At 69.7% G+C, this 26592-nt stretch carries 25 protein-coding genes and 5 pseudogenes; 12 read left to right on the top strand and 18 right to left on the bottom strand.

All coding sequences use genetic code 11. The features are described from left to right. Positions 1-162 precede the first annotated feature (162 nt). On the top strand, positions 163-567 hold the full coding sequence (locus ACZ6K0_RS34630; RefSeq protein ID WP_376411562.1) for a hypothetical protein: 405 nt from the start codon (positions 163-165) through the stop codon (positions 565-567). Positions 568-600: 33 nt separating this feature from the next. Here ACZ6K0_RS34630 and ACZ6K0_RS34625 read toward each other — a convergent pair whose 3' ends face one another. Together ACZ6K0_RS34625 and ACZ6K0_RS34620 are read right to left on the bottom strand one after the other, a co-directional pair. Further along, positions 601-1113, bottom strand: coding sequence for a GNAT family N-acetyltransferase (locus tag ACZ6K0_RS34625; protein WP_376411565.1), 513 nt, complete (start codon positions 1111-1113; stop codon positions 601-603). A gap of 125 nt (positions 1114-1238) precedes the next feature. Further along, a pseudogene (locus tag ACZ6K0_RS34620) lies at positions 1239-1505 on the bottom strand (isocitrate lyase/phosphoenolpyruvate mutase family protein); the annotation flags it as partial. A 148-nt stretch (positions 1506-1653) separates the two neighbouring features. Here ACZ6K0_RS34620 and ACZ6K0_RS34615 point away from each other — a divergent pair. Next, positions 1654-3411: an FAD-dependent monooxygenase gene (locus ACZ6K0_RS34615; protein ID WP_469230445.1), complete on the top strand. Its 1758-nt coding sequence runs from the start codon at positions 1654-1656 to the stop codon at positions 3409-3411. 72 nt (positions 3412-3483) lie between these two features. Here ACZ6K0_RS34615 and ACZ6K0_RS34610 read toward each other — a convergent pair whose 3' ends face one another. From ACZ6K0_RS34610 to ACZ6K0_RS34595, 4 genes and pseudogenes are all read right to left on the bottom strand, one after another. Continuing rightward, a complete protein-coding gene (locus ACZ6K0_RS34610; protein WP_469230446.1) occupies positions 3484-3924 on the bottom strand; it encodes a VOC family protein in 441 nt (146 codons plus the stop codon). Between the two features lie 411 nt (positions 3925-4335). Continuing rightward, a pseudogene (locus tag ACZ6K0_RS34605) lies at positions 4336-4423 on the bottom strand. Between the two features lie 35 nt (positions 4424-4458). After that, entirely contained in the window at positions 4459-5193 is a 735-nt protein-coding gene (locus ACZ6K0_RS34600; protein WP_376411570.1) for a DUF7873 family protein, read from the bottom strand. 97 nt (positions 5194-5290) lie between these two features. After that, positions 5291-6331, bottom strand: coding sequence for a vWA domain-containing protein (locus ACZ6K0_RS34595; protein ID WP_469230448.1), 1041 nt, complete (start codon positions 6329-6331; stop codon positions 5291-5293). Positions 6332-6754: 423 nt separating this feature from the next. Between ACZ6K0_RS34595 and ACZ6K0_RS34590 the strand changes: the two are divergent. Continuing rightward, positions 6755-7018: pseudogene (locus tag ACZ6K0_RS34590) on the top strand (transposase); the annotation flags it as partial. On the opposite strand, the pseudogene ACZ6K0_RS34585 reads toward ACZ6K0_RS34590, so the two are convergent. The 6 genes and pseudogenes from ACZ6K0_RS34585 to ACZ6K0_RS34560 form a co-directional block, all read right to left on the bottom strand. Further along, positions 7011-7698: pseudogene (locus ACZ6K0_RS34585) on the bottom strand (serine/threonine-protein kinase); the annotation flags it as partial. The pseudogenes ACZ6K0_RS34590 and ACZ6K0_RS34585 sit on opposite strands and share 8 nt — an antisense overlap. A 105-nt stretch (positions 7699-7803) precedes the next feature. Then, positions 7804-9882 (bottom strand): eCIS core domain-containing protein, encoded by a 2079-nt coding sequence (locus ACZ6K0_RS34580; RefSeq protein WP_469230450.1) that lies wholly within the window; start codon positions 9880-9882, stop codon positions 7804-7806. A 766-nt stretch (positions 9883-10648) separates the two neighbouring features. Next, complete coding sequence (locus ACZ6K0_RS34575; protein ID WP_469230452.1) at positions 10649-11188, bottom strand: hypothetical protein; 540 nt, start codon at positions 11186-11188, stop codon at positions 10649-10651. A gap of 164 nt (positions 11189-11352) precedes the next feature. After that, entirely contained in the window at positions 11353-11880 is a 528-nt protein-coding gene (locus ACZ6K0_RS34570) for an NUDIX hydrolase family protein (RefSeq protein WP_376411764.1), read from the bottom strand. Positions 11881-11999: 119 nt separating this feature from the next. Continuing rightward, entirely contained in the window at positions 12000-12671 is a 672-nt protein-coding gene (locus ACZ6K0_RS34565) for a class I SAM-dependent DNA methyltransferase (RefSeq protein ID WP_469230454.1), read from the bottom strand. A 120-nt stretch (positions 12672-12791) separates the two neighbouring features. Continuing rightward, the gene (locus ACZ6K0_RS34560; RefSeq protein ID WP_376411587.1) at positions 12792-13640 is read right to left on the bottom strand and encodes a helix-turn-helix transcriptional regulator; all 849 of its coding nucleotides are present in this window, start codon (positions 13638-13640) and stop codon (positions 12792-12794) included. A gap of 155 nt (positions 13641-13795) precedes the next feature. Between ACZ6K0_RS34560 and ACZ6K0_RS34555 the strand changes: the two genes are divergently transcribed. After that, positions 13796-14575 (top strand): NAD(P)H-dependent oxidoreductase, encoded by a 780-nt coding sequence (locus tag ACZ6K0_RS34555; RefSeq protein ID WP_376411590.1) that lies wholly within the window; start codon positions 13796-13798, stop codon positions 14573-14575. A gap of 368 nt (positions 14576-14943) precedes the next feature. Then, the gene (locus ACZ6K0_RS34550; RefSeq protein WP_469230456.1) at positions 14944-16035 is read left to right on the top strand and encodes a hypothetical protein; all 1092 of its coding nucleotides are present in this window, start codon (positions 14944-14946) and stop codon (positions 16033-16035) included. 36 nt (positions 16036-16071) lie between these two features. On the opposite strand, the gene ACZ6K0_RS34545 is transcribed toward ACZ6K0_RS34550, so the two are convergent. Beyond that, positions 16072-16791, bottom strand: a complete 720-nt coding sequence (locus tag ACZ6K0_RS34545) for an MBL fold metallo-hydrolase (protein WP_469230458.1) — start codon at positions 16789-16791, stop codon at positions 16072-16074. A 359-nt stretch (positions 16792-17150) separates the two neighbouring features. Here ACZ6K0_RS34545 and ACZ6K0_RS34540 point away from each other — a divergent pair, with 359 nt between their 5' ends. Beyond that, positions 17151-17801, top strand: a complete 651-nt coding sequence (locus tag ACZ6K0_RS34540; protein WP_376411599.1) for a GNAT family N-acetyltransferase — start codon at positions 17151-17153, stop codon at positions 17799-17801. Between the two features lie 87 nt (positions 17802-17888). Here ACZ6K0_RS34540 and ACZ6K0_RS34535 read toward each other — a convergent pair whose 3' ends face one another. Further along, complete coding sequence (locus tag ACZ6K0_RS34535) at positions 17889-18419, bottom strand: DinB family protein (RefSeq protein WP_469230460.1); 531 nt, start codon at positions 18417-18419, stop codon at positions 17889-17891. A 136-nt stretch (positions 18420-18555) separates the two neighbouring features. On the opposite strand from ACZ6K0_RS34535, the gene ACZ6K0_RS34530 reads away from it, so the two are divergent. Together ACZ6K0_RS34530 and ACZ6K0_RS34525 are read left to right on the top strand one after the other, a co-directional pair. Continuing rightward, the gene (locus ACZ6K0_RS34530) at positions 18556-19236 is read left to right on the top strand and encodes a class I SAM-dependent methyltransferase (protein WP_469230461.1); all 681 of its coding nucleotides are present in this window, start codon (positions 18556-18558) and stop codon (positions 19234-19236) included. An 84-nt stretch (positions 19237-19320) separates the two neighbouring features. Further along, positions 19321-19605, top strand: coding sequence for a DUF7660 family protein (locus tag ACZ6K0_RS34525; RefSeq protein ID WP_376411609.1), 285 nt, complete (start codon positions 19321-19323; stop codon positions 19603-19605). A gap of 350 nt (positions 19606-19955) precedes the next feature. On the opposite strand, the pseudogene ACZ6K0_RS34520 reads toward ACZ6K0_RS34525, so the two are convergent. Further along, positions 19956-20420 (bottom strand): annotated as a pseudogene (locus tag ACZ6K0_RS34520) (IS110 family transposase); the annotation flags it as partial. Between the two features lie 245 nt (positions 20421-20665). Between ACZ6K0_RS34520 and ACZ6K0_RS34515 the strand changes: the two are divergent. From ACZ6K0_RS34515 to ACZ6K0_RS34505, 3 genes are all read left to right on the top strand, one after another. After that, positions 20666-21070 carry a hypothetical protein gene (locus ACZ6K0_RS34515; RefSeq protein ID WP_376411615.1) on the top strand — a complete coding sequence of 135 codons (405 nt, stop codon included), beginning with the start codon at positions 20666-20668 and terminating at the stop codon, positions 21068-21070. Between the two features lie 175 nt (positions 21071-21245). Then, positions 21246-21581, top strand: a complete 336-nt coding sequence (locus ACZ6K0_RS34510) for a VOC family protein (protein ID WP_376411767.1) — start codon at positions 21246-21248, stop codon at positions 21579-21581. 387 nt (positions 21582-21968) lie between these two features. Beyond that, positions 21969-22436, top strand: coding sequence for a hypothetical protein (locus ACZ6K0_RS34505; protein ID WP_469230463.1), 468 nt, complete (start codon positions 21969-21971; stop codon positions 22434-22436). 132 nt (positions 22437-22568) lie between these two features. On the opposite strand, the gene ACZ6K0_RS34500 is transcribed toward ACZ6K0_RS34505, so the two are convergent. Next, positions 22569-23027 carry a winged helix-turn-helix transcriptional regulator gene (locus tag ACZ6K0_RS34500; protein ID WP_469230465.1) on the bottom strand — a complete coding sequence of 153 codons (459 nt, stop codon included), beginning with the start codon at positions 23025-23027 and terminating at the stop codon, positions 22569-22571. A gap of 87 nt (positions 23028-23114) precedes the next feature. On the opposite strand from ACZ6K0_RS34500, the gene ACZ6K0_RS34495 reads away from it, so the two are divergent. Beyond that, positions 23115-24419, top strand: coding sequence for an MFS transporter (locus ACZ6K0_RS34495; RefSeq protein ID WP_469230467.1), 1305 nt, complete (start codon positions 23115-23117; stop codon positions 24417-24419). On the opposite strand, the gene ACZ6K0_RS34490 is transcribed toward ACZ6K0_RS34495, so the two are convergent. Next, on the bottom strand, positions 24370-25110 hold the full coding sequence (locus ACZ6K0_RS34490; RefSeq protein WP_469230469.1) for a class I SAM-dependent DNA methyltransferase: 741 nt from the start codon (positions 25108-25110) through the stop codon (positions 24370-24372). The genes ACZ6K0_RS34495 and ACZ6K0_RS34490 overlap by 50 nt on opposite strands. A gap of 97 nt (positions 25111-25207) precedes the next feature. Beyond that, positions 25208-26578, bottom strand: a complete 1371-nt coding sequence (locus ACZ6K0_RS34485) for an aspartate aminotransferase family protein (RefSeq protein WP_376411627.1) — start codon at positions 26576-26578, stop codon at positions 25208-25210. Positions 26579-26592 lie beyond the last annotated feature (14 nt).

Raw genomic sequence — 26592 nt, 5'->3', positions numbered from 1 at the left:
GAGCGCGCCGGAAGCGTCAAGATCGGCAACACCTGGTCGGTATGCCCTCGGAACCGCTCCCCCCGTTTGACAGTGCCCGTTGTCGGGCGTAGTCCGGAAGAAGGGATCCATCCGTAGAGGGGATCCATCCGTCGACGGAGGGAAACGGAGAGGAGTTCCGTCATGCTCGGTGAACTTATCGGCGAGGAGCAGGGAGAAACCACGGGAATTCGGGTGCTGTCCACCGACGGCGGCCACCCCGTCATGGAGGCGTCCTTCCAGGCGACCGGCACGCTCCTGGGTGTCGGGGTCAAGGACATGGGCACGTACGAATCGGTCGTACGAGCCGACGGCAGCCTGTTCGGAGAAGGCCAGGGCGTCTTGATGACCCAGGACGGTGAGACGATCACCTGGCACGGCTCGGGCGTGGGCAGCTTCGACGAATCCGGCGCAGTCGACTGGCGAGGCGCCCTGTTCTTCGAAACCGTCGCCGCGAAGTTCGCCCGACTCACCGGCGTCGCCGGATTGTTCGAGTTCCATGTCGAGGAGAGCGGGAAGGCCACCGCCAAGATCTATGAGTGGAAGTAACCCCGACGGCAACCCGGAGGGAGCCCGCGCAGCTCATCCCTGGATGTGGCGGACCATGCGGAGGTTCGGCAGCCTGTCCTGCCAGAGCTGTCGTTCACCGGTGGTCCGGAAGCCGTAGTGCTCGTAGAAGCGGACGGCCCGCTCGTTGTACTCCGTCACCCACAAGCGCATCGGCACCTCTCCGGCCCACGCGAGGAACGCGCCCATCAACCGCCCACCGACGCCCCTCCCTTGGGCCGTCTCCAGGAGATACATGGGCCCGAGGTCGACGACGCCGTCGCGGCGCCCACACAGAATGCCGACGATCTCCCCCTCGGAGCGGACGACACGACAGAAGAGCGCGTGCGGCTCCCTGGCCGTCCGCTCGATGAACGCGCGCCACGGAGCAGAGCCCTCCGCCGTCGCTGTCTGCCCCCGGTGCTCCCTGATCCAGGCCTCGTCGATGCCTGCCTCTTCGTTGGGGTAGGTCTCCAGCCACGCGGCGAGGTGCATCTGGGCGATGCCCCATGCTTCATCGGCGCGAGGTTCTCCGATCACGTAGTCCATGTGTCCGCCCCCGACTCCCACTCGCACTCCCACATCCCTCACACGCCCAATCCAGCAGCGCGTCCTGACGGTGATTCAGCGATTCAGCGCGAGGACGTTCACCGGCAGCGGAGAACCGTCCACGAGCCGCGCTCGATGTCGGCCGTGACCGGTGCGGCGACAGCGGCCGTGATCCGAGAGATCGCGCCCAGAGCCTCGTCCCGGCTCAGACGATCCCCGTCGCCGTGGCCCAGCGACCACGCGACCCCGGCGCTCGTCGTCGCGACCGCGGGTGCGCCGGCCTCCGCCACGACCCGGGCGGATGCGGCGTCCCACGCGTTGGGCAGGACCAGCGGCGTGCCGGGGACGTGCAGGGACCGGAAGAGAAGTGCCTTCTCCGCGAGAGTCGTCATGCGGGCATTGCACCACGACGGACCGAGGAACGATCACCGATTTCTCGGCGCAGTGAGCGGCCGCCGGACACTCGGGTCGCCGCCCGCGGACCGGCGGGCGACGATGGAGTACGGGACCGATCTCGGGGCCGGGCGCTGGGAGGCAGCCGTGGCGCGCACCCGTATGACCGACGTACTCGTCGTGGGCGCCGGTCCGGTCGGACTCAGTGCCGCCGCCGAGCTCCTCCGACGCCGCGTGCGCTGCCGTCTGATCGACCGGCTCGCCGCCCCGCTTCCCTACGCCAAGGCTGTCGGGATCCAGCCGCGCACCCTGGAGATCTGGGACCGGATGGGCCTGGCCCGCGCCGCCCTGGAGGCCGCCGCCGAGATGCGCGGACAGCTGATCTACGTCAACGGCGAGGAGCGGGCGCGGATCGAGCTCGCGCTGCCGCCCGAAGTGCCGTACGGATTCGCCGCGCTCCCGCAGTACGAGACCGAGCGCCTCCTCGACGCGTACGTCACCGACCTGGGCACGGCCGTCGAGCGCGGCACGGAACTGCTGTCGTTCACCCAGGACCAGGACGGCGTCACCGCTCTCCTGCGCACCGCGAGCGGAGCGGAGGAGGAGGCCCGGGTGGGCTATCTGATCGGCTGCGACGGAGCCCACAGCATCGTGCGCAAGCAGCTGGGCCTCACCTTCGAGGGCGGCGCCTTCCCCGAGGAGTACATGCTCGCCGACGTCGAGGCCGACTGGGACCTGCCGTACGGCTACGGCGTACGGTCCAGCCACCTGGCCGCCGACGGCTCCACCGACGATCTGCTGGTCTGCATCCCGTTGCCCGGGACGGGCCGCTACCGCATGTCGATGCTGGTCCCGCCCGAACTCTCCACACTCGCCATGGAGCCGGCGCCCACGGACCCGGGCGAGGCCCGGACAGGCAGCGACGCCCGGACGCAGGACACCGGTGCGGTGGGCGGCGACGGCGTGGCGCACGGCCTGGAAGGCGGCCGCGCCCCCGAGCTGTCCCACATCCAGGCCGTCGTGGACCGGCTTGCCCCGAAGCCGGCCACCCTCTCCCGGATGCGCTGGTCGTCCATCTTCCGCATCAGCCACCGGATCGTCGACCGCTACGCCGACGGCCGGGTCTTCGTGGCGGGCGACGCCGCCCACATCCACCCGCCGACCGGCGCCCAAGGCATGAACACCGGCATCCAGGACGCCTGCAACCTGGCCTGGAAACTCGCCCTCGTCGTCCGCGGCGAGGCGGGCCCCGCCCTGCTCACCAGTTACGACGCCGAGCGCCGCCCGGTCGGCGAGGAGGTCGTCGGCCGCACCGTACGCCATGCCACCCAGGGCATGGAGAACGACACCGTCGACCCTCGGACACTGATGCTCCGCGAAGCCCAACTCCTCGTCGGGTACCGGGGCGGCCCGCTCGCCCGCAGCACGTACGGCCCGGCCGACGCGCCCCAGCCCGGCGACCGCGCCCCGGACTGCGCCGGCCTGACCACCCCGGTCGCCACGTACGCGCTGCGCCTGCTCGACATCCTGCGGGGCCGTACGGAGCACGTCCTGCTCCTGTACGCGTCCGCTCCGACCGAACTGGCCGCGGCCGCGGCGGCCGGCGGGGTGGTACGGGGACACGGCGCCGGCCCGGCGGCGGGGCACCCACCGCAGATCGTCGCCGTCCTGGCCAGGGAAGCACCGCCGACCGCCCTGGACGGCCTCGTGGTCGCCGGATACCACGACACCGAGGGGGAGTTCGCCCGGCTGTACCGCCCCGAAGGACCGACCGGCTTCGTCGTCCGCCCGGACGGACAACTCGGCTCCCGCTTCCCACTCGCCGCCACCGCCGCGGCCCTGACCGACTACCTCACGACCCTCTCCGCGCCCTCCGCACCCTCTATGCCCTCCGCGCCCGGGTGAACGCGATGGCCGGGGCGACCGCCACGCCGCCCGCGGTCACCGCGACGGTGACCGTGAACCGTTCGGCTTCCTTCAGCCGAGCTGTTCGGCCAGCCCGACGACGATGCCCTCAGGGCCGCGGACGTAGCAGAGCCGATAGCTGTTCTCGTACCGCTCCAGCTCGCCGACGAGTGCGGCGCCGTGGGTGCGCAGGCGGGCGACGACGTCCTCGATGTCGTCGACGGCGAACATGATGCGACGGATGCCCAGCGTGTTCGCCGGCGCGTCCTCCGGCTCGCCGCGGATCGCCTTCGGCGTGTGGAACATCGCCAGCTCGATGCGGCCGTGGCCGTCCGGCGTCCGCAGCATGGCGACCTCCTGGCGGACGTCGTCGATCCCGATGACACGCTCCACCCAGCGCCCCTCGACGGGCATCCTGCCTTCCAGCTCCATGCCGAGTTCGACGAAGAAGGCGATGACGGCGTCAAGGTCGTCGACGACGATGAGGACGTTGTCCATCCGCTGGATCGGCATACGGGGTCTCCTTGGGTGCGGGCACGACCACGATGGCCGCTTACGCCCCTGAGACGGAGCCGCCGGGCCGCACTCGACATCCTCGGTCACACGATCCTCGGACAGGGGCCGCGCCACGGCGGTCGAGAGAAAGGAGCGGGTCCGAGGGCGTAGCCTGCCCCCGGACCCTGGCGATGCCGCTCACATCACACGCCGGCACACTTGAGGACCCGGGTCATTCGTCATTGCGTCGCGTCCTGCCGTTGGACCACCGCCGATCGAGCTCGGCGGACCAGATTCGAACTGGCATTTCGACGCACCAGGGCCCGGGCCCGGTCGATCCGGCGATGAGCGGCGCATGCTGAGTCTGGAGCAATAGTCTGAGATTGACCGCGGTCTGCCTCTGCCTGGTTGGGCCATCCCGGCAGGAAGTGCCGGGAGGAGGACTCGAACCTCCACTGGAACCGCGGATGTCACGACAAGGCTCAGCTTCAGCTTTGCGCTCCTCGCGCACCCCGGCCGTTCTCTGTGGCCGGGGAGTCTGTGGTGTCCCGGCTACCCGAAGAGGTAGCCGAAGACGGCGTCGCCGACCCGCTGGTCGGTGACCTCGGCGCTGTTCGCCTCCTCACGGGCGAACTTCACCGCCTGCTGGAGCTTCTCCACCCGCTCCAACAGCTCGTTGACCCGCCGGGCCGGCAGCGCACCCGAGAACTTCACCGTCGTCCAGTAACCGACCGGCACGTCCTCGTAGTAGACGTCGACCTGCGCGGGGTGCTTGTCCGTCGCCTCCGCCTTGACGTGGTTGCGCGGCACCTTCTTCGTACGGAGCGTGCGGACGACCTCGGTCTTCCACGCGTCGGTCGACGGGTCCTGCGTCCACGACTCGGCGGCGTCCAGTACGGGAAGCTTGCGGACGAAGGTGTTGATGTCCGTCAACTGCTTCTCCAGGAACAGCAGATACGCGACGGGCACCTGCGCCACGAGCACGCGTCCGTCGACCGTGATGTCGGCGCGCGCCTCGCAGTTCGCCCAGTCCTTGGTGGCCGTCACATCGAAGAGCCGGGTCAGCGCTCGCGCGGTGTCGCGCAGCACGTCCTCGGCCTTCACCTGCACCAGCGTGGACTCGGGCGGCAGTTGCTCGCCCTCCTCGTCCTTCGGCTGGTAGGTACGGGAGATGCCGGCGAGCAACGCGGGCTTCTGCAGGCCGTGATGAGCCGCCGTCAGGTCCTGGTGCGCCCGGGACTTGACGCCCTTCTCCACTGCGATGATCTGATTGAGTTTCGTTGCCACGTCGCCGACCCTAGTACGCGGGAGAACGACAGATCGAACGGTTTTCCACCGACTCGGATCCCGAACCGCGCACACCTTTCGTAAGCGCCACAGAGACTCAGAGCATCAGCAGCAGCCGCGTCTTCGAGACGAGCTTCCGATTCACGCTGGTGCTCTGGACGAAGATGGTGAAGTCGTCGTTGTGGTCCGGCTTGACGCGCGTCTCCACGTCCGCCAGGCCGATCAGGGCTCGGGCCTCTGGCCCCGTGTAGACCCGGTCCGTCTTCTTCTCCAGCACCGCGATCTGCTTCCGCGCCTGGATCTTCTCCGGCTTGCTCAGCTGGTAGAAGGCACAACCCGTACGGTAGGTGTGGCCGGATTCGACGACCCATTCCCGGATCGCCACGTCACGGGCCACCGGAATCACCTGGTACTTCGACGGATTCACCGGGGTGAGCCCGGCCGCCTTGATGGTCTCCTCGTTGACGGCATCCGCACCCATGGAGAAGACCGCCCGCGAGCCGCGAATGCCCTGGGCGCGCCCCACCATGAACTTCTCGGTTGCCTGCTGGATGACCTGCCCGGCCTCTTCCAGACCCTGGGTGCTCGTGGCGTCCCAGATGGCGATGTTCTCCTTCGGGAACCCGCACTGCATGGCCTCGCGCTTGCCCATCTGGTCCGGCACGAGGACGGCCAGCGTCCAGTTGTCCTCCTGCGTCGCGATCATCTCGGCGACGGCCTGGGGCAGTTCACGCGGATTCCGGGCAGGGGCGCCGGGGCAGCGGTGACTCGCGTTCTCCTGTCCGTCGGTCAGTACGAACGTCAGGAAGCTGTGGTCGCCGTACAGTTGCGCCGTCTGCGCGAGTTCCCGCTGCGACTTCAGCGCGGCCGCCAGCAGGGCCGTCATGCCGCCGACCCGGTACAGCTCCTTCAGGGACGGCATGCGCAGCACGTCCTTGTCGTAGATGACGCACTCCACCTTGTCCGCGAAGGCGTACACCGTGACGCGGGTCTCCTGGTCCAGCTCCCTCGACCGGCGGGCAAGGTACGCGATCTGCTGGTCGGCGACTTCGACGACCTTGCGGCTCAGGTGCGACATGGACGAACTGGCATCCAGCACAAGAGCGACGTGGTTGATGTAGTTCTGGCTTCCGGACATGACGACTCCCCCTCGTTCCGTTCCGACTCGATACCTCCACCGTCTCACCCACCACTGACAATCGATCTTGACGCCGGCCGAGGGGGGAGGGGGCAGGGCGGGGGAGCGGTGCCGGCCACGCTTCGGCCCGGCCGACTACCGCGAGCGTCACGCGGTCGAGTGCGGGATCGACCGGCTCAAGCGTCACCGAACTGTGGCCACGCGATGCGACGAGCTCGCCGTCCGCTGCGAGGCGACCGTTCTCATCGCAGCTGTCAACGAATGGCTGTGACGAACGATGGTTGGTAGGGGCGCACGCAACGGGAACTCCCGGTTTTCCGTTGCCCGATCGCCCGTCTTTGCAGCACCGGGATTGCAGCTGGAGCGACGGTACCTGAACCCCGCCGCCACACCCATCGCACTACGAACGAAGATCCACTTCACGTCGGCCCCTCGCCGGTCGACCGTGCCCGCCCCGGTTCCAAGCACCATGTGATCGTCGACCGTCACGGGACCCCGCTCGCCGTCACACTCACCGGCGGCAACCGGCACGACGTCACCCAGCTCTGGCCGCTGCTCGACGCCGTCCCGCCGATCCGGGGCCTGCGAGGTCGGCCTCGCCGAACACCCCGGCGGCTGTATGCCGACCGGGGTGACGACTTCGGCAAGTACCGCCGTCTGCTGTGGAAGCGCGGCATCACGACCCGTCACCGAACGGGGGCCGCCCGTTCGCCGCGTACAGCAGCAGGCTTCCGAGCACGAACACATCTGTGGCACCGGTCAGTTGCCGGTCGGCGACGGCCTGCTCGGGGGCCATGTAGGCGGGCGTCCCGATGACCATGCCGGTCTTCGTCAGACGGCTCTGGTCGGCGGCGCGGGCCACGCCGAAGTCGATGAGGGAGAGGCCGCCGCCGGTCAGCATGACGTTGGACGGCTTGAGGTCCCGGTGCACCATGTCGGCGCCGTGTACGACCCGCAGCCCCTCGGCGGCGTGCCGCAGGAGCCGCCGCAGGGCGTCGGTGGGCAGCGGCCCGCCGTGCAGCCGGATGGCCTCGCTGAGCGTGATGCCCGGGATGAACTCGGTCGCGAACCACGGCGGCTTGGCCGTCCGGTCGCTCGCGAGGAGCTTCGTGGAGCAGCTTCGTGTTGGCCACGGCGGGCAGCCGGGCGAGATTGTCCAGCTCGTGCCCGAAGTGACCGAGGAAGTCCGCGTCCTCGGCGAGCACGGGAAGGACCCGCTTCACCGCCGCGAACTTCCCCGGCACGGCGCCGAGATAGACCCGCCCCATGCCACCGGACCCGAGCACCCCCAGCAGCCGGAAAGCTCCGATCTGCCGGGGATCCCCCTCCTCCAGCGGCACGGCCCCACTGCCGTCGAGCGTGAACAGGCCCGAGTTGCCTTCCAGTTCCCCCTGCATGGGCCGCACAGTAGCTGAGCGTCGTTCAACTCTGTGCGGAGCCCAAGTATGGCTTTGGGCGACGGTGTTGGGCGGCTACGCGGTCGTCGGCAGACCCCTCTTCTTCCTGTCTTCCTTTTCCGCCTCCTGCAGCGCCGCGATCCTCTCGCGGATCACCCCCTTCTTTTCATCGCCCAGCAGATCGCTCTTGTCGAGCTCGGCGATGCTGCGCGGGTCCAGCGGGTGGGAGGAGTGCCGGAAGTTGTCGGCTGTCGCGAGGGTGCCTCCGTCGCCGCGTTCCTCGGCGAAGAAGTGCGCGATCGCATCATGGAGCATCGCCTGGTCCTGCTCCCCGAAGGGGCCCGCCCACGCGCCGTCGGTGACCTCCTGGTCGTTCGCCCTTTCCTGGCCGAGGAAGGCCCGCCCGTACTGCGAACCGAAGACCGCTTCCAGCTTCCCGCCGCGCTCCCAGCCCTTGGAGGGGTACTTCGTCGCGTCCGTCTCGTTGTCCTTCCCGTCGGCGTTCCTGTTCCTGGCCTGGTTCGGGGAGATGTCGATCGACAGGGTCTTGATCCCGGCGAAGGTGAACTGGTCGGTGACGCCGCTGCGCATGCCGACCGCGCCGATGATGGTGAACTTCTCATTGAGGTAGTGCAGCAGTGCCAGCTCGGAGCGGCGGCCCGTCATCCCGGACCACTCCCAGTACTTGTGCAGGTGCGGCCTGTCGGTGGGGATCGGTCCCGGAATGTCGCCGATGAGGACGGGCCGCGCGCCCCCGAGATCGGGGTGCGTGCTGATCATGTCCTGGAGCTGGGTCAGACCCTCCCGTCCGGTGTCGAGCGCGGGGGCGTTCCCCTCCCCGGTGTGGCCGCTGTCCCGGTAGTTCACGATGACGTACCGGACGCCTGTCTTAAATTTGCTCAGCGGGTGATCGGATTTCGAGTGGGCGGCGTCGAAAGCCTGCTTGGTGACCTCGTCCGGAGCGGCGTACTCACGGTAGAAGTCCTGCATCCCCGCCGCGTCACCCCCTTCACCGACCCAGGCGCGCCGCTGCTCCAGCATGCCTTCCTTGAAGTCGTCGGTGGATTTGGTCTCGCCGCTGTGCCCGATCTTGAGGTTCCTCGGGCTCTCTTTGGTGTAGAAGACCCGGCCGGGCAGGTCCTTGTGGAGTTGGTACATGTGCTGGGCCTTGCGATCGACGGAGCGCTTCTCCGCGGGGCGGTTGTCCCGGGTCGCGGCGATCTCCGTGGCGATTTCTGCGTCCGTCTCCGCTTTGAGGTTGCCCCTGTAGAGGGCCTCGGGCGAGGTTTCCATGGCCGCCTTGATCCGGCTTTTCTTTTCTTTTTCGCGCCACTTCGCGACTTGGGCCTCAGCATCAGCAGCAGCAGGATCATGACCAGTAGGAAAGGATGTGCCGACTTCATCTCCGATAGCGGCCTTTATTTGGTTGAACGCAATCGCCCTCGCGGTGGATGCAGCGACCTTGTCCGGGGATTTCTCCTCCGCCCTCCTCCTGTTTGTCACGGATTCGGTGATCCGCTTTCCGTCGGCCTTTGGGTCGAAGTCGTCCAGCAGTCCGTACATGAGGAGCCTGAGGTCCGGGTTGACGATCAGGGCGGCCCGGACGTGGTACATGTCGCCGGAGTGATTCGCGTTGACGACGAGAGTGTTCTCGGCCGTCAGTCCTTTGGCCTTCGCATCCGCTGCGCTGTTGATCTTGATGCCGAACATCGGGGCGGTCGGGACCACCGCCGCCTGCGTGGGCGCTGCGGAGGACGAAGACGTCGTCTCCGCCGGCTCCGTCGGCACCCGCTGAACGGAGGGCTGCGTGCCCCCGGTCGCGCGCTGGACGGGCTGCGCGGCAGCCTGCGCCGCCGGAGCCGCGCCCGACAGCGCGCGCCGGGCGTTCGCCTCGGCCTCCCGCTCGAAGCGGTCCGAGGGATCGGAGACGCGCAGACCGGAGCCGTTGTCCGTGCCGGACACCGGGCCCTGACGCTGCTGGATGACATGCGTCAGCTCATGCGCGAGGGTGTGGCGGTCGCCGCCGCCGTCGCCGATGACGATGTGACTGCCGGAGGTGTACGCGCGGGCGCCGACCTCGGCGGCGGAGGCGCGGGCGGCGCTGTCGTCGTGCACGCGCACGTCGGAGAAGTCGGCGCCGAGCCGGGACTCCATGTCGGCACGGGTGCCGTCGTCGAGGGGGCTCCCGGAGCTGCGCAGGACGCCGTGCACGGCGGAACGCTGTACGGGGGCGGGCGCGGCCTCGGAGCTCTGCGCGTGGCCGCAGCCGGCGCCGTGCTGGTGCCGGGCCTCCTCGACCAGCCGGGAGACGGCGGCGTTGCCGATCGTGCGCTGGAGGGCGAGGACCGTCTGCGGGGACAGGACACCGCCGACACCGGTCGCAGGGGTGCTCGTGGCGCCGCGCGAAACGTCACGGCGGGCGCCCGCCTCGGCCGCCGTCGCGGTCGACGGCTTCGGTGCGTCCTTGGCGTGCATGGGAATCCCCCTGAAGGGCGTGGTACGGGTACGTGCCTCCCTGTCTAGTCGGCGGGGCCGACGGGGCACAACGGACGCCAGGGCAGCTTCCGATGGGCGATCGGGCAACGCGGGTTCGGGTCCCGGAGGCTCAGGAGGCGGGGGTGTCCAGCGGGCCTCTGGTGGGGCCGCCCTCTTTTTGAGGAGCGCAGCTTCCGGTGGCGCGTCAAGGGCGCTCCCTGCGGTCGCGTGACGCCGGCCACAGACCGGTCGGCCCCTGCGGGCACGCGGGTGGCCACCGCACCTGTCAACGGCCGGCGTCGCGTCCCGGCAGTCCCCCCTTCCGGCCGGCCGCAGAGCAGCGCGAGCCGCATTCGCAAACGCCACCCCCGCCCGGGGGCTTCCGCCGCCGGAGGCGTGACGGGCCGCCTGCGCACCTCATTTTGAAACAATCAGCAAGGCCGGTTCATCGGTCCTGTTCCACGCTGGACAGCGCTTCGGTGACCAGGCGGGTGGCGAAGTCCTGGTCGTCGGTGAGGCGGTTGATGTGCTCGGCGAGCAGGAGGGCGGTGGCTTCCAGCGGATTCATCTCGTCCTTGGTCCAGTCCCCGTACTGCCGCCGCCACAGGCTGGGGCTCAGGCCGGTGCCGGCAGCGATGACCAGGCCGGCCATGGTGGGGATGGCCTCGGGGCTGACGCTCTTGGGCATCTTGCCCATCGCGGCCACGAGGCTGGGGACCACGTACTCGATGACGTCCTTGCCGTGGTCCTCGTGGGCCATCCTCAGCCACTTCATGAAGATGTAGACGAGGGTGCAGGCACCGTCGATCAGGTCGTGGACGCCCGTGGGCCCCAAGGACGCGATGAACTGTTCGGTCAGCCGCTGCTGTTCGGGATCGGACCCGGCTCGGGAGTCGTAGATGGACTTGAGCCGGGAGTCGACCACCAAGAGCGCTGCGTTCACGTCGCCGGCGGGAGCGTGCCGGGGGTCGCAGGACGACGACACAGGATCCTCCTCATGGCCGCGGAAGGCAGGGCGGCGGCCTGTCTGCACGCTAGACGGCCGAGCAGACAGGAGTCAGGAGAATCCCGCAGGAGCACCCTTTCGTGGCGCACCCAGGAGTGCCCGGAGAATCCCGGCTCGGGCACTCGGCAGAGGTGCGGCCGATCTCAGTAGGTGTGCCCCACGTGCGCGAGCGCCTGCTTCAGCAGCACCCCGCGGCCACCCGGCATCTCATCCTGCACGGCGGGGGAAGCCGCCTCTTGCGGGCTGAACCAGACCAGGTCCAGCGCGTCCTGCCGCGGCCGGCAGTCGCCCGCCACCGGCACGATGTAGGCCAGGGACACCGCGTGCTGGCGCGGGTCGTGGTACGGGGTGACGCCCGCGGTGGGGAAGTACTCCGCGACGGTGAAGGGCTGCAGGGACGCGGGGACGCGGGGCAGCGCGACCGGGCCGAGGTCCTTCTCCAGGTGACGGAGCAGCGCGTCCCGGACTCGCTCGTGCTGCATCACGCGGCCGGACACCAAGGTCCGGCTGATCGTCCCGTCGGCGCCGATCCGCAGGAGCAGACCGACGCTGGTGACTTCGCCGCTGTCGTCCACGCGTACGGGCACCGCCTCGACGTACAGGATCGGCATCCGGGCGCGGGCCGTGCCCAGCTCGTCCGTGGTCAGCCAGCCGGGCGTGGTCTCAGTCATGTCAGACATCGCTTGATCATACTTTCCCGGTCGCGTCTTGGGCCCAATTCACGTGTCTGCCACCCGGGTGGGAAGGGAAGGAAATCGAACGGGGCCCTCGACGACCAGCCCAGGCGTCCTCAGACGGGCCGCTGGGCCATGACGACCAGCCCCGGCCCGACTTCCCCCTCCGCGGGGAGTCGGAGCTCGGCGACCGGACGCAGCCCGGCCTGCTCGATCAGTTCCACGAGCTGCTCCGGCCGCCACTTGTGCGTCGTCCACCGCACGGGTACGCCTCCGTAGGCGTCGGTGCGCACCAGGTCCTCGTCGCCGACGTGCGTCCCGGTGATGAAGTGTCCGCCCGGCTTCAGGGCGTGCGCGAACTGGGAGAGGACCTGGGGAAGGATGTCGCGAGGAAGGTTGAACAGCGACCACCACCCGAGGACGCCGCCCAGGGACGCCTCGGCCAGGTCGAGCTCGGTGGCCGAGGCGACGCTGAAGCGGCATTCCGGATGCATACGGCGCGCGTTCTCGATCATCCGGGGCGAGAGGTCGACCCCGGACACGTCGAGTCCGCGTTCGGCGAGGTAGGCCGTCACCGTCCCCGGCCCGCAGCCGACGTCGAGGACGGGCCCGAGGTCGCCCACGGTGTCGGCGAAGGCGTCGATGGATGCCTTGAGCCAGGGATGGCGACGGATGTCGCCCATGCCCGTCGTCACCACCATGTGGGCGTAGGTGTCGGCCACTCGGTCATAGGACTCACGGACCGTGTCGAGATCGGCTGGGCGGTCGATGGGGTGGTGTGTACGCATCGGCCCACCATAGGACGGCGTGCTGGGAAGCACAGCGAGCACAGGAAGCATCGGTGCAGGCAACAATGGTGCGCTGGGATCGCTTACGGTCCGGCTGCCGTGCGGGTGCCGGACCGCACGTCACTCACGGACCCGGGCGTTCACCGGCGGATGCGCGTCATCGCTGCCCGCACCCAGGCCCGCGAGCAGGCGCAGCCCGTCCTCTGCGGGACTGCCGGCGGCGGCGGACAGCACCACCAGCTCCATGCCCGAGGCCTCCGGCAGCGCGAAGTTCTCCTGGTGCAGTTCCAGCAGCCCGACCAGCGGGTGCCGGTAGGCCTTGCGTCCATGCGTACGGGCGCGCACGTCCGCGCGGGCCCAGAGGCGGCGGAACCGCTCGCTGCCCATCGCCAGCTCGCCGATGAGGGAGGCCAGTTGGGGGTCGTCGGGGAACTTCCCGGCGGCCAGGCGCAGATGCCCGACCACGTCGAGGGTGCACTTCTCCCAGTCGGCGTAGAGACCGCGCTCGGCCTCTTCGAGGAAGAGGTGCCGCGCGGTGTTGAGGCCCGGCATCGGCCGGCCGAAGAGGAGCCCGGCGAGCCGGTTCCCGGCGAGCACGTCCAGGCGGTGGTCCATGATCAGCGCGGGTGCGCCGGAGACCAGGTCGAGGACGCGCAGCAGCTCGGGCCGGACCCGTCCGCCCGGCGCCTTCGCGGGGCGGCGGCGCTGCCGGGCGAGCCGGTAGAGGTGTCCGCGTTCGGTCTCGTCGAGGCCGAGGACGCGGGCGAGCGCGTCGAGGACCTGCTCGGAGGGCTGGGTCGCGCGGCCCTGTTCCAGACGTACGTAGTAGTCGACGCTGACTCCGGACAGGTGCGCGACCTCTTCGCGGCGCAGCCCTTCGACCCGTCGGCGCCTGTCCGTGGGGATGCCGACGGCCGCCGGGTCGACCCGGGAACGCCGGGTCCGCAGGAAGCTCGCAAGATCGTCCATGCCTCCCAGTATGGCCTCGGCGGGTGCCCGTGAAGGTGGCCCTGCCAATACCAGGAAGTCCCGTCCGATGGAACGCGCGCCCCTGAACGCCGGGCGCCGCAGCTCCCAGAATCGAAGGCATCCGATCCGAACGTATGTGATCCGAGGGAGTTCCCATGAAGACGCTGATCGTCCACGCCCACCCGGAGCCGAAGTCGCTCAACAGCTCGCTGAAGGACCTCGCGGTGTCCACCCTGGAGACCGCCGGCCACGAGGTACGGGTGAGCGATCTGTACGCGATGAACTGGAAGGCGGTCGTGGACGCCGCGGACTACGGCCCCGCGGCGTCGAGCCCGCTGAGGGTCGCCCGGGACTCGGGCCGGGCCTTCGAGGCCGGGACGCTCACCCCGGACGTCCTCGCCGAGCAGGAGAAGCTGCTGTGGGCGGACACGATCATCTTCCAGTTCCCGCTGTGGTGGTACTCGATGCCCGCGATCCTCAAGGGCTGGGTGGACCGGGTGTTCACGTACCGCTTCGCGTACGGCGTCGGCGAGCACAGCGACACCAAGTACGGCGAGCGCTTCGGCGAGGGCACCCTCGCGGGGAGGAGGGCGCTGCTGTCGGTGACCGTCGGCGGCCCGGAGTCGCATTACGCCGCGCGTGGGATCAACGGCCCCATCGACGATCTGCTGTTCCCGATCCACCACGGCATCCTCTACTACCCGGGCATCGAGGTCCTGCCGCCGTTCGTGCTGCACGGCACCGACCGGATGAGCGACGAGGACTACGCGGACGTCGCCAAGGCCTGGGAGCAGCGTCTGCTCACCCTGGAGTCCACCGAGCCGATCGCGTTCCGCCGGCAGAACTTCGGTGACTACGAGATCCCGTCGCTGCTCCTGAAGGAGGGCCTGGAGCCGGCGGGCCGCACGGGCTTCGACCTGCACGTACGCGGCTGACCGCGGGCGGTCACGGCGATCGCCGCCGGAGGGCGTGCCCGAGCTCTGAAGTGGCTCAAGTCCCGTGCCGGACCGCGCCGCCCAGCGGACAAGACCCTTCCGACCGATGGCGATGCCGTGGTCGTCCTGCTCGCGAGCAGGGCCGCCTGCAGGGCCGCCTGCACGCCCGCCGACGGGAGTCCCGTCCTGACGGCGGCCCGCATCTCCTGCGGCCCGGACGTCCCGGCCACCAGGACCAGACGGCCCTGATCAGCTCGCAGACCCTGACCGAAGCCGCTCTGAGCTGCGCGGACTTGCTCCGTGGAGGTGTGCGATCATGCGGTGGCCCCGGGGAGGGCCAGGAACGTACGCGGTGTGAGGGGTCGGGCGTGAACACGGGTGGGGAGCAGGGCGGTTCGTCGGCGCCGGACGAGGTGTGGGAGGAGTTCCTGCGCACCACGGTCGACGGCGCCGGGGACGCGCCGAAGGAACCGTCCGCGCGGGCCCGCGAGATGGCGGGCCGACTGCGGACGGAGCCCGCGGAGCCGACGCCCTGGCGGGCGCACACACCCGTCCGGCCGCGACGCAGGAAGAAGGGCTGGTACGTAGCCGGGCTGCTGGCCTCGGTGGCCCTGCTGGTCGTGGCGGTGGACCCGGGAGGCTTCGTCGGGTGGTCCGGTGACGAGGGCCCGACGGGGGAGACCTTGGCGCAGGAGTCGCAACGACCGGAGGGCGCGCCGGCCGACGAGCCGGCTCGGCGGGCCACACTCGACGACCCGTTCCGGGGGTCCCCGGCGGCGCGCTGGGCGAACGGCACGGCAGGGATCACTATCCCGGCCGCGAAGGCGACCGGGTGGCTGACGAAGGCGGAGGTGCAGCAGGCGCTCGCGCGGACACGCGACTTCCTCGCCGCGTCCAGCCTGGATCCGTCCGTGCTGCGAGGTGGCCGCCCGGAGAAGGCCATCTCCTTGATGAACCCGCATCAGCAGGACGTCAGGACCTTCGTGTCGACCGCGCTACGCACTCCGAGCGACGACGACGACCCGCGGCTCCTCTTCAGCCGTTTCGACCCGGCGCAGGCGCGTCTGGTCGGGGATGTGGTCAAGACCCGCGGGCGGATCACGTACGGGGAGGGGAAGCTCGGGGCCCTTGAGGCGACGGCCGACGTCACGTTCGTGTACGCGTCCGCACCGGCGGGCGGCGGCGACGAGGTCGTGCGCACGATCGTGCGGCGGGAGACGGTGGTGAGCTGGGACGATCCGATGAAGGTGACCACCGAGGAAGGCACCTTCACCCTCCTCTCGTACAAGACCCATATGACCAACGGTGGTTGCGGCAAGGCCACCGGGTACTTCAGGCCGGAGTTCGGCGGGGGAGGGTCGGAGGCCGGCAGCACGGACGGCCGGACGGTCGATCCGTACGACCGCAGTACGACGATGGGGGAGGGGCACGAAGGCTGCGGGACCGCTACACGGTCGTAGCAGCCCGGGCGCAGGAACAGGAACAGGGCGCTCGACTCACACCCAGTCGTTCTCCGGAGTCGCCGCCCGCAGCACCTCGCTCGCGCCCTTGAGCACCGGCTCGCCGTGCGGGACGCACAGCGTGTCCACCTCCAGCGAGGCCAGCCGCCGGAAGGAGGCGATGGCCTGCTCCCTGTCCACGTTGAACGGGCCGAGGATCGCCCGGCCCTCCGCGGTGGCGACGATGTCGCCCGGGAACAGGACGCCGCTGGAGGGGAGGTGCAGCGCGATGCTTCCCGGGGTGTGTCCGGGCACGTGCAGGACGTGGACGGGCTCGCCCCAGCCGTCGATGGTGTCTCCGTCGTGGAGTTCCGTCTCCACCGGCACATGGCGCAGGGGCTGGGCGTACGTATCGGAGAAGCCGGCCACGATCTGCTCGTGAAGCGCGCGTTCCGGTGCGGTGTGTACCGGCTGGGGTTCGGGTGCCGTGCCACGGATGAACGGGGCGTCCACGGCTCCGGCCAGGACGCGGGCGCCGGTGGCCTCGACGAGATCCGCAGCCGAGCCCATGTGGTCGATGTGCGAGTGGGTGAGGACGATCTGCCGCAGGTCCTGCGAGCGGCCGCCCAGCCGCGTCAGGGCGTCGAGGATCGCGGGGGCGGACCCCGGCATGGCGGTGTCGATCAGAGCGTAACCGTCGGGCAGGCGCACGAAGTAGACATGGCCGACCGGGAAGGCCAGTTGCCAGACAGCAGGGGTGACCTGGGTGAGTTCCATGAAACGACGCTAACGCGGGGCCGGCGACAGTCCAGCTGCTTCTGCCGACCGCGAATTGCGCGCAGGGTGAACGAGGCCGCGAGAAGCGAGGTTCCCCCGGCGGCCGGCCCCCGGCGTTCGGCAAGAGCGATTCCCGCGAGCGGCACTCTGCGGAGTAACGAGTGGCTGTGACCCCACGGTCGCGCCTGCCTTCGGTTAACCCTTTGCCGAGGAACCGATGGTCCGGCTACGTTCGCCCGAGCCGTCCACGTTGTTCCGGACCGGCACTGTCGACGAGGAGGTGTGGAGCGCATGCGTACGAGTGCCCAGCAGGTGAGCCCGCGTACTGACCTTCGCCACCTCCTCACGACGGAGACACCTTGTCGCTTCGCATCACCCCGCTGACCGACCCCGCTCACGGGGCGCACAGCCGACGCCTTGCATGGCTGGCATCCGACGCCGATTCCATCCCCGTTGGGACGGCCTTTCTGCGCCTGTTCGACGGCGGACAAGAGCACCTGGCCGAGATCATCGAGCGTCCGCACCCCGGCTACCGGCTGGCGTCATGGCGGGGAACCGTCCCCGACGACCTCGCCCAGACGTTCGCCGCCTCACGCCGCGCCATGGACGACATGCCCATGGAAGACACCGACTACGGCACCGTCACCTGGGACGTGGACCGGGTCCGGGCCGCAGCGAGGGCCGTTCGAGACCGCGGAGACCAGCTGCACACGGTCGTCGCCATCGACACGACCGACGGCTCGATCGCCGGGTTCACAGAACTCGTCGTCCCCGGCAACGGCACGGGTGATGGCCAGCACTACGGCACCGGCGTGCTGCCCGAGCACCGGGGACACGGCCTCGGCCGATGGATGAAGGCCGAGTCGATCCGAGAAGCCCACGGGCGCTATCCGGACCTCGGTGGCCTCCTGACCGACACCGCCGACAGCAACACGCACATGAGACGCATCAGCGACAGCCTCGACTACGTGCCCACACACACGACGGTCCAGTACCAGCTCGACCTGTAGAGACGAGCGGACGACGGGCCGGACCTGGGCATCACCTGGTCCGGCCCGTCGGCACTCTCACCACAGGCCCTGGCGGGAACCGCTCAGTCACCCGTCACCCGTCGCCCCGTCGGTCCGCTCCCGCAGGAAGTCGGCATGGCCGTTGTGGCGGGCGTACTCCTGGATCATCAGCGCGTAGACCCAGCGCAGGCTGAGAGGAACTCCGTAAGAGGACGGGAAGGTCTCGTCGAGGTCGTGGCCGGCCGCCGCCGCGTCGCACGCCTCGACCTCGGCCCGGAACACTCCGAAGTCTCGCTCCGCGTCGGCGGCGCGAACTCCGTCGAGCCCCTCGTTGCCGTCTGCCGGACCGGTGAACACATCGCCGATGGCCTCACCCGCGAAACCGCGCCGGAACCACCATCGCTCCACCTCTGCCATGTGGCGGACCAGGCCCAGAAGGGTGAGATCCGACGGCTCCACGGTCGTCCGCACCAACTGGGCCGGCTCAAGCCCGGCGCACTTGGCCAGCAACGTCTCGCGGTGCCAGCTCAGCCACCCCTCCAGCATCTGACGCTCGGTTACGGTGCCCAGGTCGCCGAGCTGCCTGGTGCGCTCGACCTGCGGTGCTGTCCATGCCATGGATCCACCCTCCCCCGCCGTCAGGGAGGCTTCAAGCACGCCTCGCCCCCGCCACGCCCCGTGGACGACGACAGCGCTTTGCCGAACCGGCAACAGGAGTGGCGCGACCGGGAAGCGTTCGGCGACGGTGGGGCGCATGACTGACGACACCAGGGCGGGATCGCCCACGTCCGGTACCCATGCGCCTGGCGACGGATACCTCGGAGACCCCGCGGTACGAGCGGAGTGGGACAGCCGGTACGCCGATCGCCGGCAGCTGTGGAGCGGCCGTCCCAACGGCGCCCTCGTGGCCGAGGTCGCCGGGCTCACCCCCGGGCGGGTGCTGGACGTGGGCTGCGGGGAGGGCGCGGACGCCGTCTGGCTCGCACGCGGCGGCTGGGACGTCACCGCGCTGGAGGTGTCGGGCGTGGCGCTGGAGCGGGCGGCCGGGCATGCGCGGGACGCCGGTGTCGCGGTCCGCTGGGTGCACGCCACCCTGACGGAGGCAGAGCTCTCGCCGGCCTCGTTCGACCTGGTCTCCGCGCAGTACCCGGCCCTGCTGCGCACTCCCGACGCCGCGGCCGAGCGAGCCCTGCTTGCGGCCGTCGCGCCCGGTGGCGTGCTGCTGCTCGTCCATCACGCGGGGATGGACACCCACCACGCAGACGAGAGCGGTTTCGACCCGGCCGACTACGTCTGGCCCTCGATGGTCCTTGGTCTGCTCGACGACGACTGGGCGATCGAGGTGGACGAGCAACGGCCACGCGTGGCACCCGAGGGTGGCGCCGGCGCCCACCACACCGACGACGTGGTCCTGCGCGCACGCCGGCTCCGCTGAACCTCGACAGGCTTCTCATACGTCGTCACGGACGTCGCGCCGCCGCCGGCCGGCCCGCGCTGATGCTCCTATTGATCGTCAAGCGTGGGGAGTCGTAGGAGCGAGGTACCTTCCCTCCATGCCCTTACTCCCGACAGCGAGATCCGCAGCCGCGACGAGCTGGTCGCCGCCGTCCGGGAACTGCACCAGGACTACCTCCGCCGGGGGCACGAGTGGGAGAACCAGAGCCTCGGCCGCTTCCTTGAGGCCCTCGCGGCCTGGGTGGATGACTCGCCGGGCTGGTATCGAAACTCCGGGAAGAAGCTCCCCGAGGAAGGGGACTGGACTTTCCTGGCCAGAGCCCTTCAGGCCGCCACCGTCTATGAGTGAACCCGCCACGACGCCGCAGAGGGCCGCGAACGAAGCCTCTGAGCGCAGTCGGTCGGGGTTTCCTCCGGCGGTGACCAGGAGCTGGGCCGCGGTGTCCGGACCGACACCGAACGCGGCGCGCAGGCCGGGTTGTTGTCGGTGGCGGCTGTGTCCAAGGAGGTGGCGAGGGTGTCGTGTTCTGCGGTCAGGGCCCGGACCCGGCGGGCGAGAAGCTTCAGGGCGGTCAGGAGGGCGACGCGTGGTCCGTCGCCGGTGGGACGCAGCCGGGCGATGGCGTCGACCTGCGTCTTGCCGCGCAGGGCGGCGTACTTGACGCGGATGTCATCCGGGGCGGTGATGAGGATGTGCGCGATCTGGTTCAGGGCGGCGGTCCGGGCCTTGACCGCGGACCTGGAGGCGTTGTGTAACGCGCGTATGCCGCTGACGCTGTCGTCCTTGGGGATGACCGTTGCCCGCCAGGACAGCGTGGCGCGGGCGGCTGCGCAGGCGTTGATGGGATCGGACTTGCCGATCCGGCGACGCTCCGCCTTATCGGGCCGGTTGACCTCGACCACGGTCAGTCCCGCGCGGCGGGCGGCGCGGGTGAACCCGAGACCATAGGCGGAGGTCCCCTCGACACCGACGGCGGTCACCGTGCCGTGGGCGCTCAGGAACGCGACCGCCGCAGGGTATCCGGCTGCCGTGGTCGGGAACTCGGCGTCCGCCACGTGGCCGCCCCGGTCGGTGACGACAGCAACGTGGATCGTGTCCGCGTGGGAATCCACCCCGCCGAACACCGCATCCAGCTCGGTGACGGGTGTGGTCGTCGCTGTCATCGTGTGTGCTGCCTTCCGGGCCGGAGGTGACGCCGGCCGGGTGGGTCAGACAGGACATTGAAGGGGCCGCTGGCCAAGCTCCTATCAGGTCATGCTCCACCTGGCCGGAGCCATGGAGAACGGGTTCCGGCGGCCGGACAGAACAGTCGCAGGACAGCCCAGCAGAGCGTCAGTCAGACCCTGAGCCACGACCCCCGGAACCCGCTACGAGTATCAATGTCAGACCCCCGCCCTACGCTGGCGTCATGAGCGTCTCTCTCTACTACAGCGCGCGCCGCACGACTCCGCTGACCGAGGCCGAGTCGGGCTCCGTCGACCGCGTCGTCGCCGTGCACAGGGCGTCGTTTCCGTACGACGACGAGGAATCACTGGACTTGTACGACCGGGATGCGGACTCGCCGGAGGAGGTCATCGCCGGGTCCACCAAGATGCCGTTCAATCCCGGTCGTCTGATGCCGGTGATCGCCCATGTGCTGGATTCCGTGACGGAGCTTCGCCGGGCCGTACCGGACGCCGAGTGGCGCGTGCACATGGACGACCTCGATGTCCCCTGGGACGAGGCCGAGGGGTACTCCCTGCCCGGAATGCGCGACGCGGACCTGATCGCGGAGCTCGCGGCGATACACGACGGGGACGGGGCAGCCGGATGAGTGAGGCGGCGTTGCGACACCGCCGGGCCTGAATGCCGGAGTGTCAGAGTGCCTGAGGCCTTGCCGGACGCATCCCCACCTCATTATCTTGACGTCAAGATTCCATCGAGGAGGAGATGTGACTCAGGAGACCCCCCGGTACTCCCTCGACGGCCTGCACCACGTACAGCTGGCCATGCCTCCGGGAGCCGAGGAGCTCTGCCGCGAGTTTTGGGGCCGTGTCCTCGGGATGACCGAGCTGGAGAAGCCTCCGGTGCTCGCCGCCCGCGGTGGCTGCTGGTTCCGCGGTGGCGGCCTGGAGGTACACCTGGGAGTCGAGGAGGATTTCCGCCCGAACAAGAAGGCGCATCCGGGCATCCTCGTGACGTCGTTGAAGGCGCTCGCCGAACAACTGGAACTCAACGGCGTGGACGTGACGTGGGACGACAACTTCCCTGGTCACCATCGCTTCTACGCGTTCGACAAGCTGGGGAACCGGCTTGAGTTCCTTGAACCGATCCAGGGCCGCTGACACAGGCACCGCCGTCAGTACACCGACACGGCCGCCCGGCGCACTCACGCCCCGTGGCCCGCACCATTCGACGGAGCCTGGGCAGCAGCGCACTCCGGCCCCGAATCGAGGGCGGACCACCTCCCTCTTCACCCGCACCAACACCCTGGCCCCCTACCGAGGTAGGGGGCCGATGCGGCACCACGGTGTGAGGTGGTGGACGGAACCTTGCCCCTACTCTCCCGGTCGTCGGCAGAGGGCCGATGACCGGGAGAGTAGGGGCAGGGCATGCCGTTCATTGCTTCGAGGCGCGCGGACGACGGTGCGACCGCATCCGATTCGGGTGCCGTTGCCGCACGATTCGCGCGCCGGGTCGGGTACGCCCTGGTGCTGCTACCTGCTGCGGTCGTGACCGTCGGAGCGGTCGCGGCGGGACGCTCTGACAGGGCAGGTGCGTGGTGGGCCCGAGCAGGGGGCCACGTTCTCACCGCGCGGGCGTCGTCCCGGCAGCCCGGCGCGGGACGGCTGCTGACCCATGCGCTGCTGTGCGTACCGCTGGGACTGCTGGCGCTCGTCCCTCTGGGTGTCGAGATCCTGCTCGTTCTTCGTGGCGTCCTCTACCCGCTGGTCGACCAGGGCCCGTACGACCACTCCTGGGGCGGGCCGACCATGGGCGGGGCATGGGTCGTGCACTTCCTCGTCGCCCTGCCCTTCGCTGCTCTCGGGCTCGGTGCCCTGGGGCAGCTGAGCCGGCTGCACTCCCGTCTGGCGGGCGGGATGTGGGGTCGTAAGGTCGGGCTGTGGCCCGTTCTCGCCCTGGTGGCGTCGACCGGCGCCGGCGTCGTACTGGTGATCGCCTGGACTCACCAGCTGTGAAGCGTGAGGTCATGCGGTGCGAGGACGGGGATCGTCCGACCGGCGTCGGCCTGCCGGGCCCGCTGCCGTACCTCCCGGCCCCCGACCGGCCCGCCCGGGCCTGAGCCGAGGAGCGGCGGCGCCGTCCTCCTGCTACCCGGTCTTCTCCACGCGGGTGTTGTCGGCGTCGAGGAGGGTGCCGTCGGCACCGGTGGGCGCGAGTTCCGGCACGGGGGCGCCGTTCTGGTCGACGAGGACGGAATGGGCCTCGCCGGGGGCGAAGGTGTGCCGTTCCCCCCACTGCCGCAGGGTGAGGATGACGGGGAAGAGGGTGCGCCCGGCATCGGTGAGCACGTACTCCTGGCGGCGCCCCGACGGTGCGGTGCGCTGGGCGAGGAGCCCGTGAGCGGTGAGCTTGCGGAGGCGGTCGGTGAGGATGTTGCGGGCGATGCCGGTCCGTCGCTGGAACTCGGTGAACGACCGCGCCCCGTCCATCGCGTCGCGGATGACGAGAAGACTCCACCTGTCGCCGACGAGGTCGAGCGTGCGGGCGACGGGGCAGTCGGGGTCGGTCCAGTCGAGCTCCAGGGTGCCCGTCGTGGTGCGCGGCATGACCTCTCCCAATGGGTTGCGAAGTGAAACCATCATGCCGTACGGTCGAATCAGTTGCAATATGCTACCGATTGGGGCTGGGGCGGAATGAACGCATGGCGGCGCCTACTGCTGGCGATGGTGTGCGGCGTCGCTGTGGCGAGCATCTATGCCGCCCAGCCGGTACTGCAGCCGATGGGACACGACCTCGGCGTACCGGCACGGCTCGCCGGATGGATCGTCGCGACCGGCCAGCTCGGCTACCTGGCAGGCCTCCTGCTGCTGGTTCCGCTCGGCGACCTGGCCGACAGGCGCCGGCTCATCGCCGTGCACCTGGCGATCACCGCAGCGGGCATGATCCTGACGGCCTCGGCATGGACCACATGGGTGGCGTTCGTGGGACTCGCGACGACCGGGGTGTTCGCCGTCGTCGTACAGATCACGGTGGCCTACGTCGCATCGACCTCGCCACCCGACGAACGCGGACGGAACATCGGCGTCGTGACCGCGGGCGTCGTGGTCGGCATCCTCGGCGCGCGGGCGGTGGCCGGCGTACTCGCCGACGTGTGGGGCTGGCGAAGTGTCTACGCGGTACTGGCCGCGGTCTCCCTCGGACTCGCGGCCCTGGTCCTCGCTGTGCTCCCACCGGAGCAGCGCCCCAACCGACCCGGGAAGCCGGCGACGCCCGCGACGCACGCCACCCCCACGACGTACAGGCAGGCCATCGCCTCGCAAGGAGGACTGTTCAGGGAGCGCACCTTCCTGACGCGCGGACTCATCGCGTTCTTCCTCTTCGCATCGTTCGGAACGCTCTGGAGCGGACTGTCCCTGCCGCTGGCGGACAAGCCGTGGCAGCTGAGCGAGAGCCAGATCGGACTGTTCGGCATCGCCGGACTGGCCGGCGCGCTCGGCGCCGCACGCGCCGGACGATGGGCAGACGCGGGAAGGGCGGGCCCGGTCACCGGATTCGCCCTGACCCTGCTCATCGTCTCGTGGGCGGCGCTCGCCCAGCTGCCGTGGTCGCTATGGCTCTTGACCCTCGGGATCGTGGTCCTCGACTTCGCGGTCCAGGCCGTGCACGTGAGCAACCAGCACCTGCTCACCGCCGCGCATCCGGACCGCGTCAGCAGCGTCATCGGCAGCTACATGGTCTTCTACTCCCTCGGCTCCGCCCTCGGTGCGGCCGCAACCACCACCCTCTTCACCACCCACGGCTGGGCGGGCTCCAGCCTCCTCGGCGCAGGGTTCGCCGCGTGCGCACTGACCATCTGGGCAGCCAACAGAAGACGCCCCGGCAACGGCGCGAAGCTCCTACCCGGGCACGACGACGCACACAAGCTGCGTCCAAGAACTCCTCACGACCTCAGATCGGCTTGCGCCACACGGAGATGTGCTTCGCGGAGTCCTGGGTGAACGGCGCCCCGTCCCAGTCCGCGACGCGGCGTTCCAGATCGAGCCCGGCGATCCGTGCCATCAGGTCGAGCTCTGCCGGCCAGGCGTAGCGGTGCCGGGAGCTGTCACGGCGGTAGCGGCCGTCGTCGCCGTCGAGGGTGAGGTGGTGCGAGACGAGAACCTGCTCGACGAGGTCGAAGGTGTCGAAGCCGAGATGCCGCTCGGAGACGTCGAACGGCACCGCGACCTGGCCGGGCGGCAGGAACCGCAGCGGCGGCACGCCCAGCTCGATGACGAACCGGCCACCGGGCGCCAGATGGCGAGCGGCGTTGCGGAAGCACTCGACCTGCTCGTCCTGCGTGAGCAGGTTCGTGATGGTGTTGTAGACGAGATAGACCAGGGTGAACTCACCGGGAACGACCGTGGTGGCCATGTCCCCGATGACTACCGGGAGCGTGTCCTCGTCGATCTTGCGCCGCAGCACCGCCGCCATGTGCTCGGACAGTTCGATGCCCACGACCGGCACGCCGCGTTCCCGGAGCGGGACGCCCACTCGTCCGGTACCGATGGCGAACTCCAGTGCCCGGCCGTCTCCGGCGAGCTCGTCGAGGAAGGCGAGAGTCGGTCCGAGAACGGCGGCCGAGAACGTCTCGGTCTCCTCGGCGTCGTAGCGGTCGGCGGTCGCACGGGTCCACAGCTCACTGCTCGTCACGGGCGGCCACTTTGCCGGGTACCGAAGGGCGCTGTCGACGCATTTACCTTCCACCGGCTCCGATCACACCCCACCCAGCTCCTCAACCGCCGCTCCGTCAGGCCGTGCGGATCGCGGCGAACGCCTCGTCGATCGCCAGGCAGGTCTCGTCGATGTCGGATTCGGTGAGAGCGGTGGAGACGAACCAGCAGGCCAGCCCGAAGCCGTTGGCGTGGATGCCACGCTGCAGGAGGGCGTACCGGAAGGCGTCGTAGCGGTGCTGGTCGAGGCGGAAGATGTCGCGGTAGTGCCGCGTCGGTGCACCGTCGGTGGAGAACACGACCTGGAACATCGCCCCGACGCCTTGCACCGCGCAGGGAACATGATGATCCGTGGCAGCTTTGCGGATGGCCTCCATGACGCGCTGCCCGGTCTCGTCGATCCGCGCCGTGACGGCCGGGTCGGCCAACTCGGTGAGGGTGACCAGGGAGGCGGCGGCGCACAGCGGGGAGCCGTTGTAGGTGCCGCCGTGCTTGACCCGGCCGGTGGCGAGGCTGTCCATGACGTCGTACCGGCCGGCGAAGGCGGCGATGGGCAGTCCGCCGCCCAGGGCCTTGGAGTAGACCGCGAGGTCCGGGACCACTCCGAAGAGCGTCTGGGCACCTCCGGGGCCGGTACGGAAGCCGGTGCAGACCTCGTCGAAGATCAGCAGGATGCCGCGCGCGGTGCATTCCTCGCGCAGCATCTCAAGGTAGCCGGGGAGCGGCATCGTGCAGGCGTTGTTGGCCACGATCGGTTCACAGATCACGGCAGCGATCTCGCCTCGGTGCGCGTCGAGCGCCGTGCGCAGGAGGTCCACGTCGTTCCACGGGCAGACCACCACGTCGTCCACGACGCCCTGGGGGATTCCCGGGGAGTGGGGATGGGCCGCGGGCGATTCGTAGGGACCGGCCTGCGCGGCGGTGGGGCGGTTCGAGATCGCCAGGGTGTCGGTCCACCCGTGATAGTGGCCCTCGAATTTGAGGATTTTCGAACGGCCGGTGAATCCGCGCGCGGTGCGAATCGCGCCGAGGACGGCCTCGGAGCCGGAATTCGAGAAGCGGACCAGATCGGCGCAGGGGACCGAGGAACATATCAGCTCGGCGAGTTCGATCTCCGGGACGTTGCAGGTGCCGAACATCGTGCCGTTCTCCAGCACCGAGGTCAGCGCGGAGGTGATGGCCGGAGCGGCGTGCCCGAGGATCGCACTGCCGTAGGAGATGAGGTAGTCGAGGTACTCGTTTCCGTCGACGTCGACGATTCGTGCCCCCGAGCCGCGGCTGATGTAGAGCGGATACGGGCGGGTACCCGTAGAGGTGAGGCGGGACGAGGAACTGATCCCGCCGGCCAGTGAGAGTTTCGCCCGCTCGAACAGGGCTTGGCTTGTTTTGGTGTTCCCGATTTCAGGAACACCGTGAACGGTAGGGGCGGTGGGATTTCCGAGACTCATTCTTGCTCCTGTAA

This window comes from Streptomyces sp. NPDC042346 (genome assembly GCF_055581845.1).
Note: the sequence above shows the minus strand (reverse complement) of the source record. Positions and strands in the feature narration are given on the sequence as shown.

Coding starts and splice junctions, on each gene's coding strand:
- ACZ6K0_RS34630 (WP_376411562.1), top strand. CDS start 163: ATGCTCGGTGAACTTATCGGCGAGGAGCAGGGAGAAACCACGGGAATT.
- ACZ6K0_RS34625 (WP_376411565.1), bottom strand. CDS start 1,113: ATGGACTACGTGATCGGAGAACCTCGCGCCGATGAAGCATGGGGCATC.
- ACZ6K0_RS34610 (WP_469230446.1), bottom strand. CDS start 3,924: ATGCCGATCCAGCGGATGGACAACGTCCTCATCGTCGTCGACGACCTT.
- ACZ6K0_RS34595 (WP_469230448.1), bottom strand. CDS start 6,331: ATGTCCGGAAGCCAGAACTACATCAACCACGTCGCTCTTGTGCTGGAT.
- ACZ6K0_RS34580 (WP_469230450.1), bottom strand. CDS start 9,882: ATGGAGTCCCGGCTCGGCGCCGACTTCTCCGACGTGCGCGTGCACGAC.
- ACZ6K0_RS34570 (WP_376411764.1), bottom strand. CDS start 11,880: ATGACTGAGACCACGCCCGGCTGGCTGACCACGGACGAGCTGGGCACG.
- ACZ6K0_RS34565 (WP_469230454.1), bottom strand. CDS start 12,671: ATGCGTACACACCACCCCATCGACCGCCCAGCCGATCTCGACACGGTC.
- ACZ6K0_RS34560 (WP_376411587.1), bottom strand. CDS start 13,640: ATGGACGATCTTGCGAGCTTCCTGCGGACCCGGCGTTCCCGGGTCGAC.
- ACZ6K0_RS34555 (WP_376411590.1), top strand. CDS start 13,796: ATGAAGACGCTGATCGTCCACGCCCACCCGGAGCCGAAGTCGCTCAAC.
- ACZ6K0_RS34545 (WP_469230458.1), bottom strand. CDS start 16,791: ATGGAACTCACCCAGGTCACCCCTGCTGTCTGGCAACTGGCCTTCCCG.
- ACZ6K0_RS34535 (WP_469230460.1), bottom strand. CDS start 18,419: ATGGCATGGACAGCACCGCAGGTCGAGCGCACCAGGCAGCTCGGCGAC.
- ACZ6K0_RS34530 (WP_469230461.1), top strand. CDS start 18,556: ATGACTGACGACACCAGGGCGGGATCGCCCACGTCCGGTACCCATGCG.
- ACZ6K0_RS34515 (WP_376411615.1), top strand. CDS start 20,666: ATGAGCGTCTCTCTCTACTACAGCGCGCGCCGCACGACTCCGCTGACC.
- ACZ6K0_RS34510 (WP_376411767.1), top strand. CDS start 21,246: ATGCCTCCGGGAGCCGAGGAGCTCTGCCGCGAGTTTTGGGGCCGTGTC.
- ACZ6K0_RS34500 (WP_469230465.1), bottom strand. CDS start 23,027: ATGCCGCGCACCACGACGGGCACCCTGGAGCTCGACTGGACCGACCCC.
- ACZ6K0_RS34495 (WP_469230467.1), top strand. CDS start 23,115: ATGAACGCATGGCGGCGCCTACTGCTGGCGATGGTGTGCGGCGTCGCT.
- ACZ6K0_RS34485 (WP_376411627.1), bottom strand. CDS start 26,578: ATGAGTCTCGGAAATCCCACCGCCCCTACCGTTCACGGTGTTCCTGAA.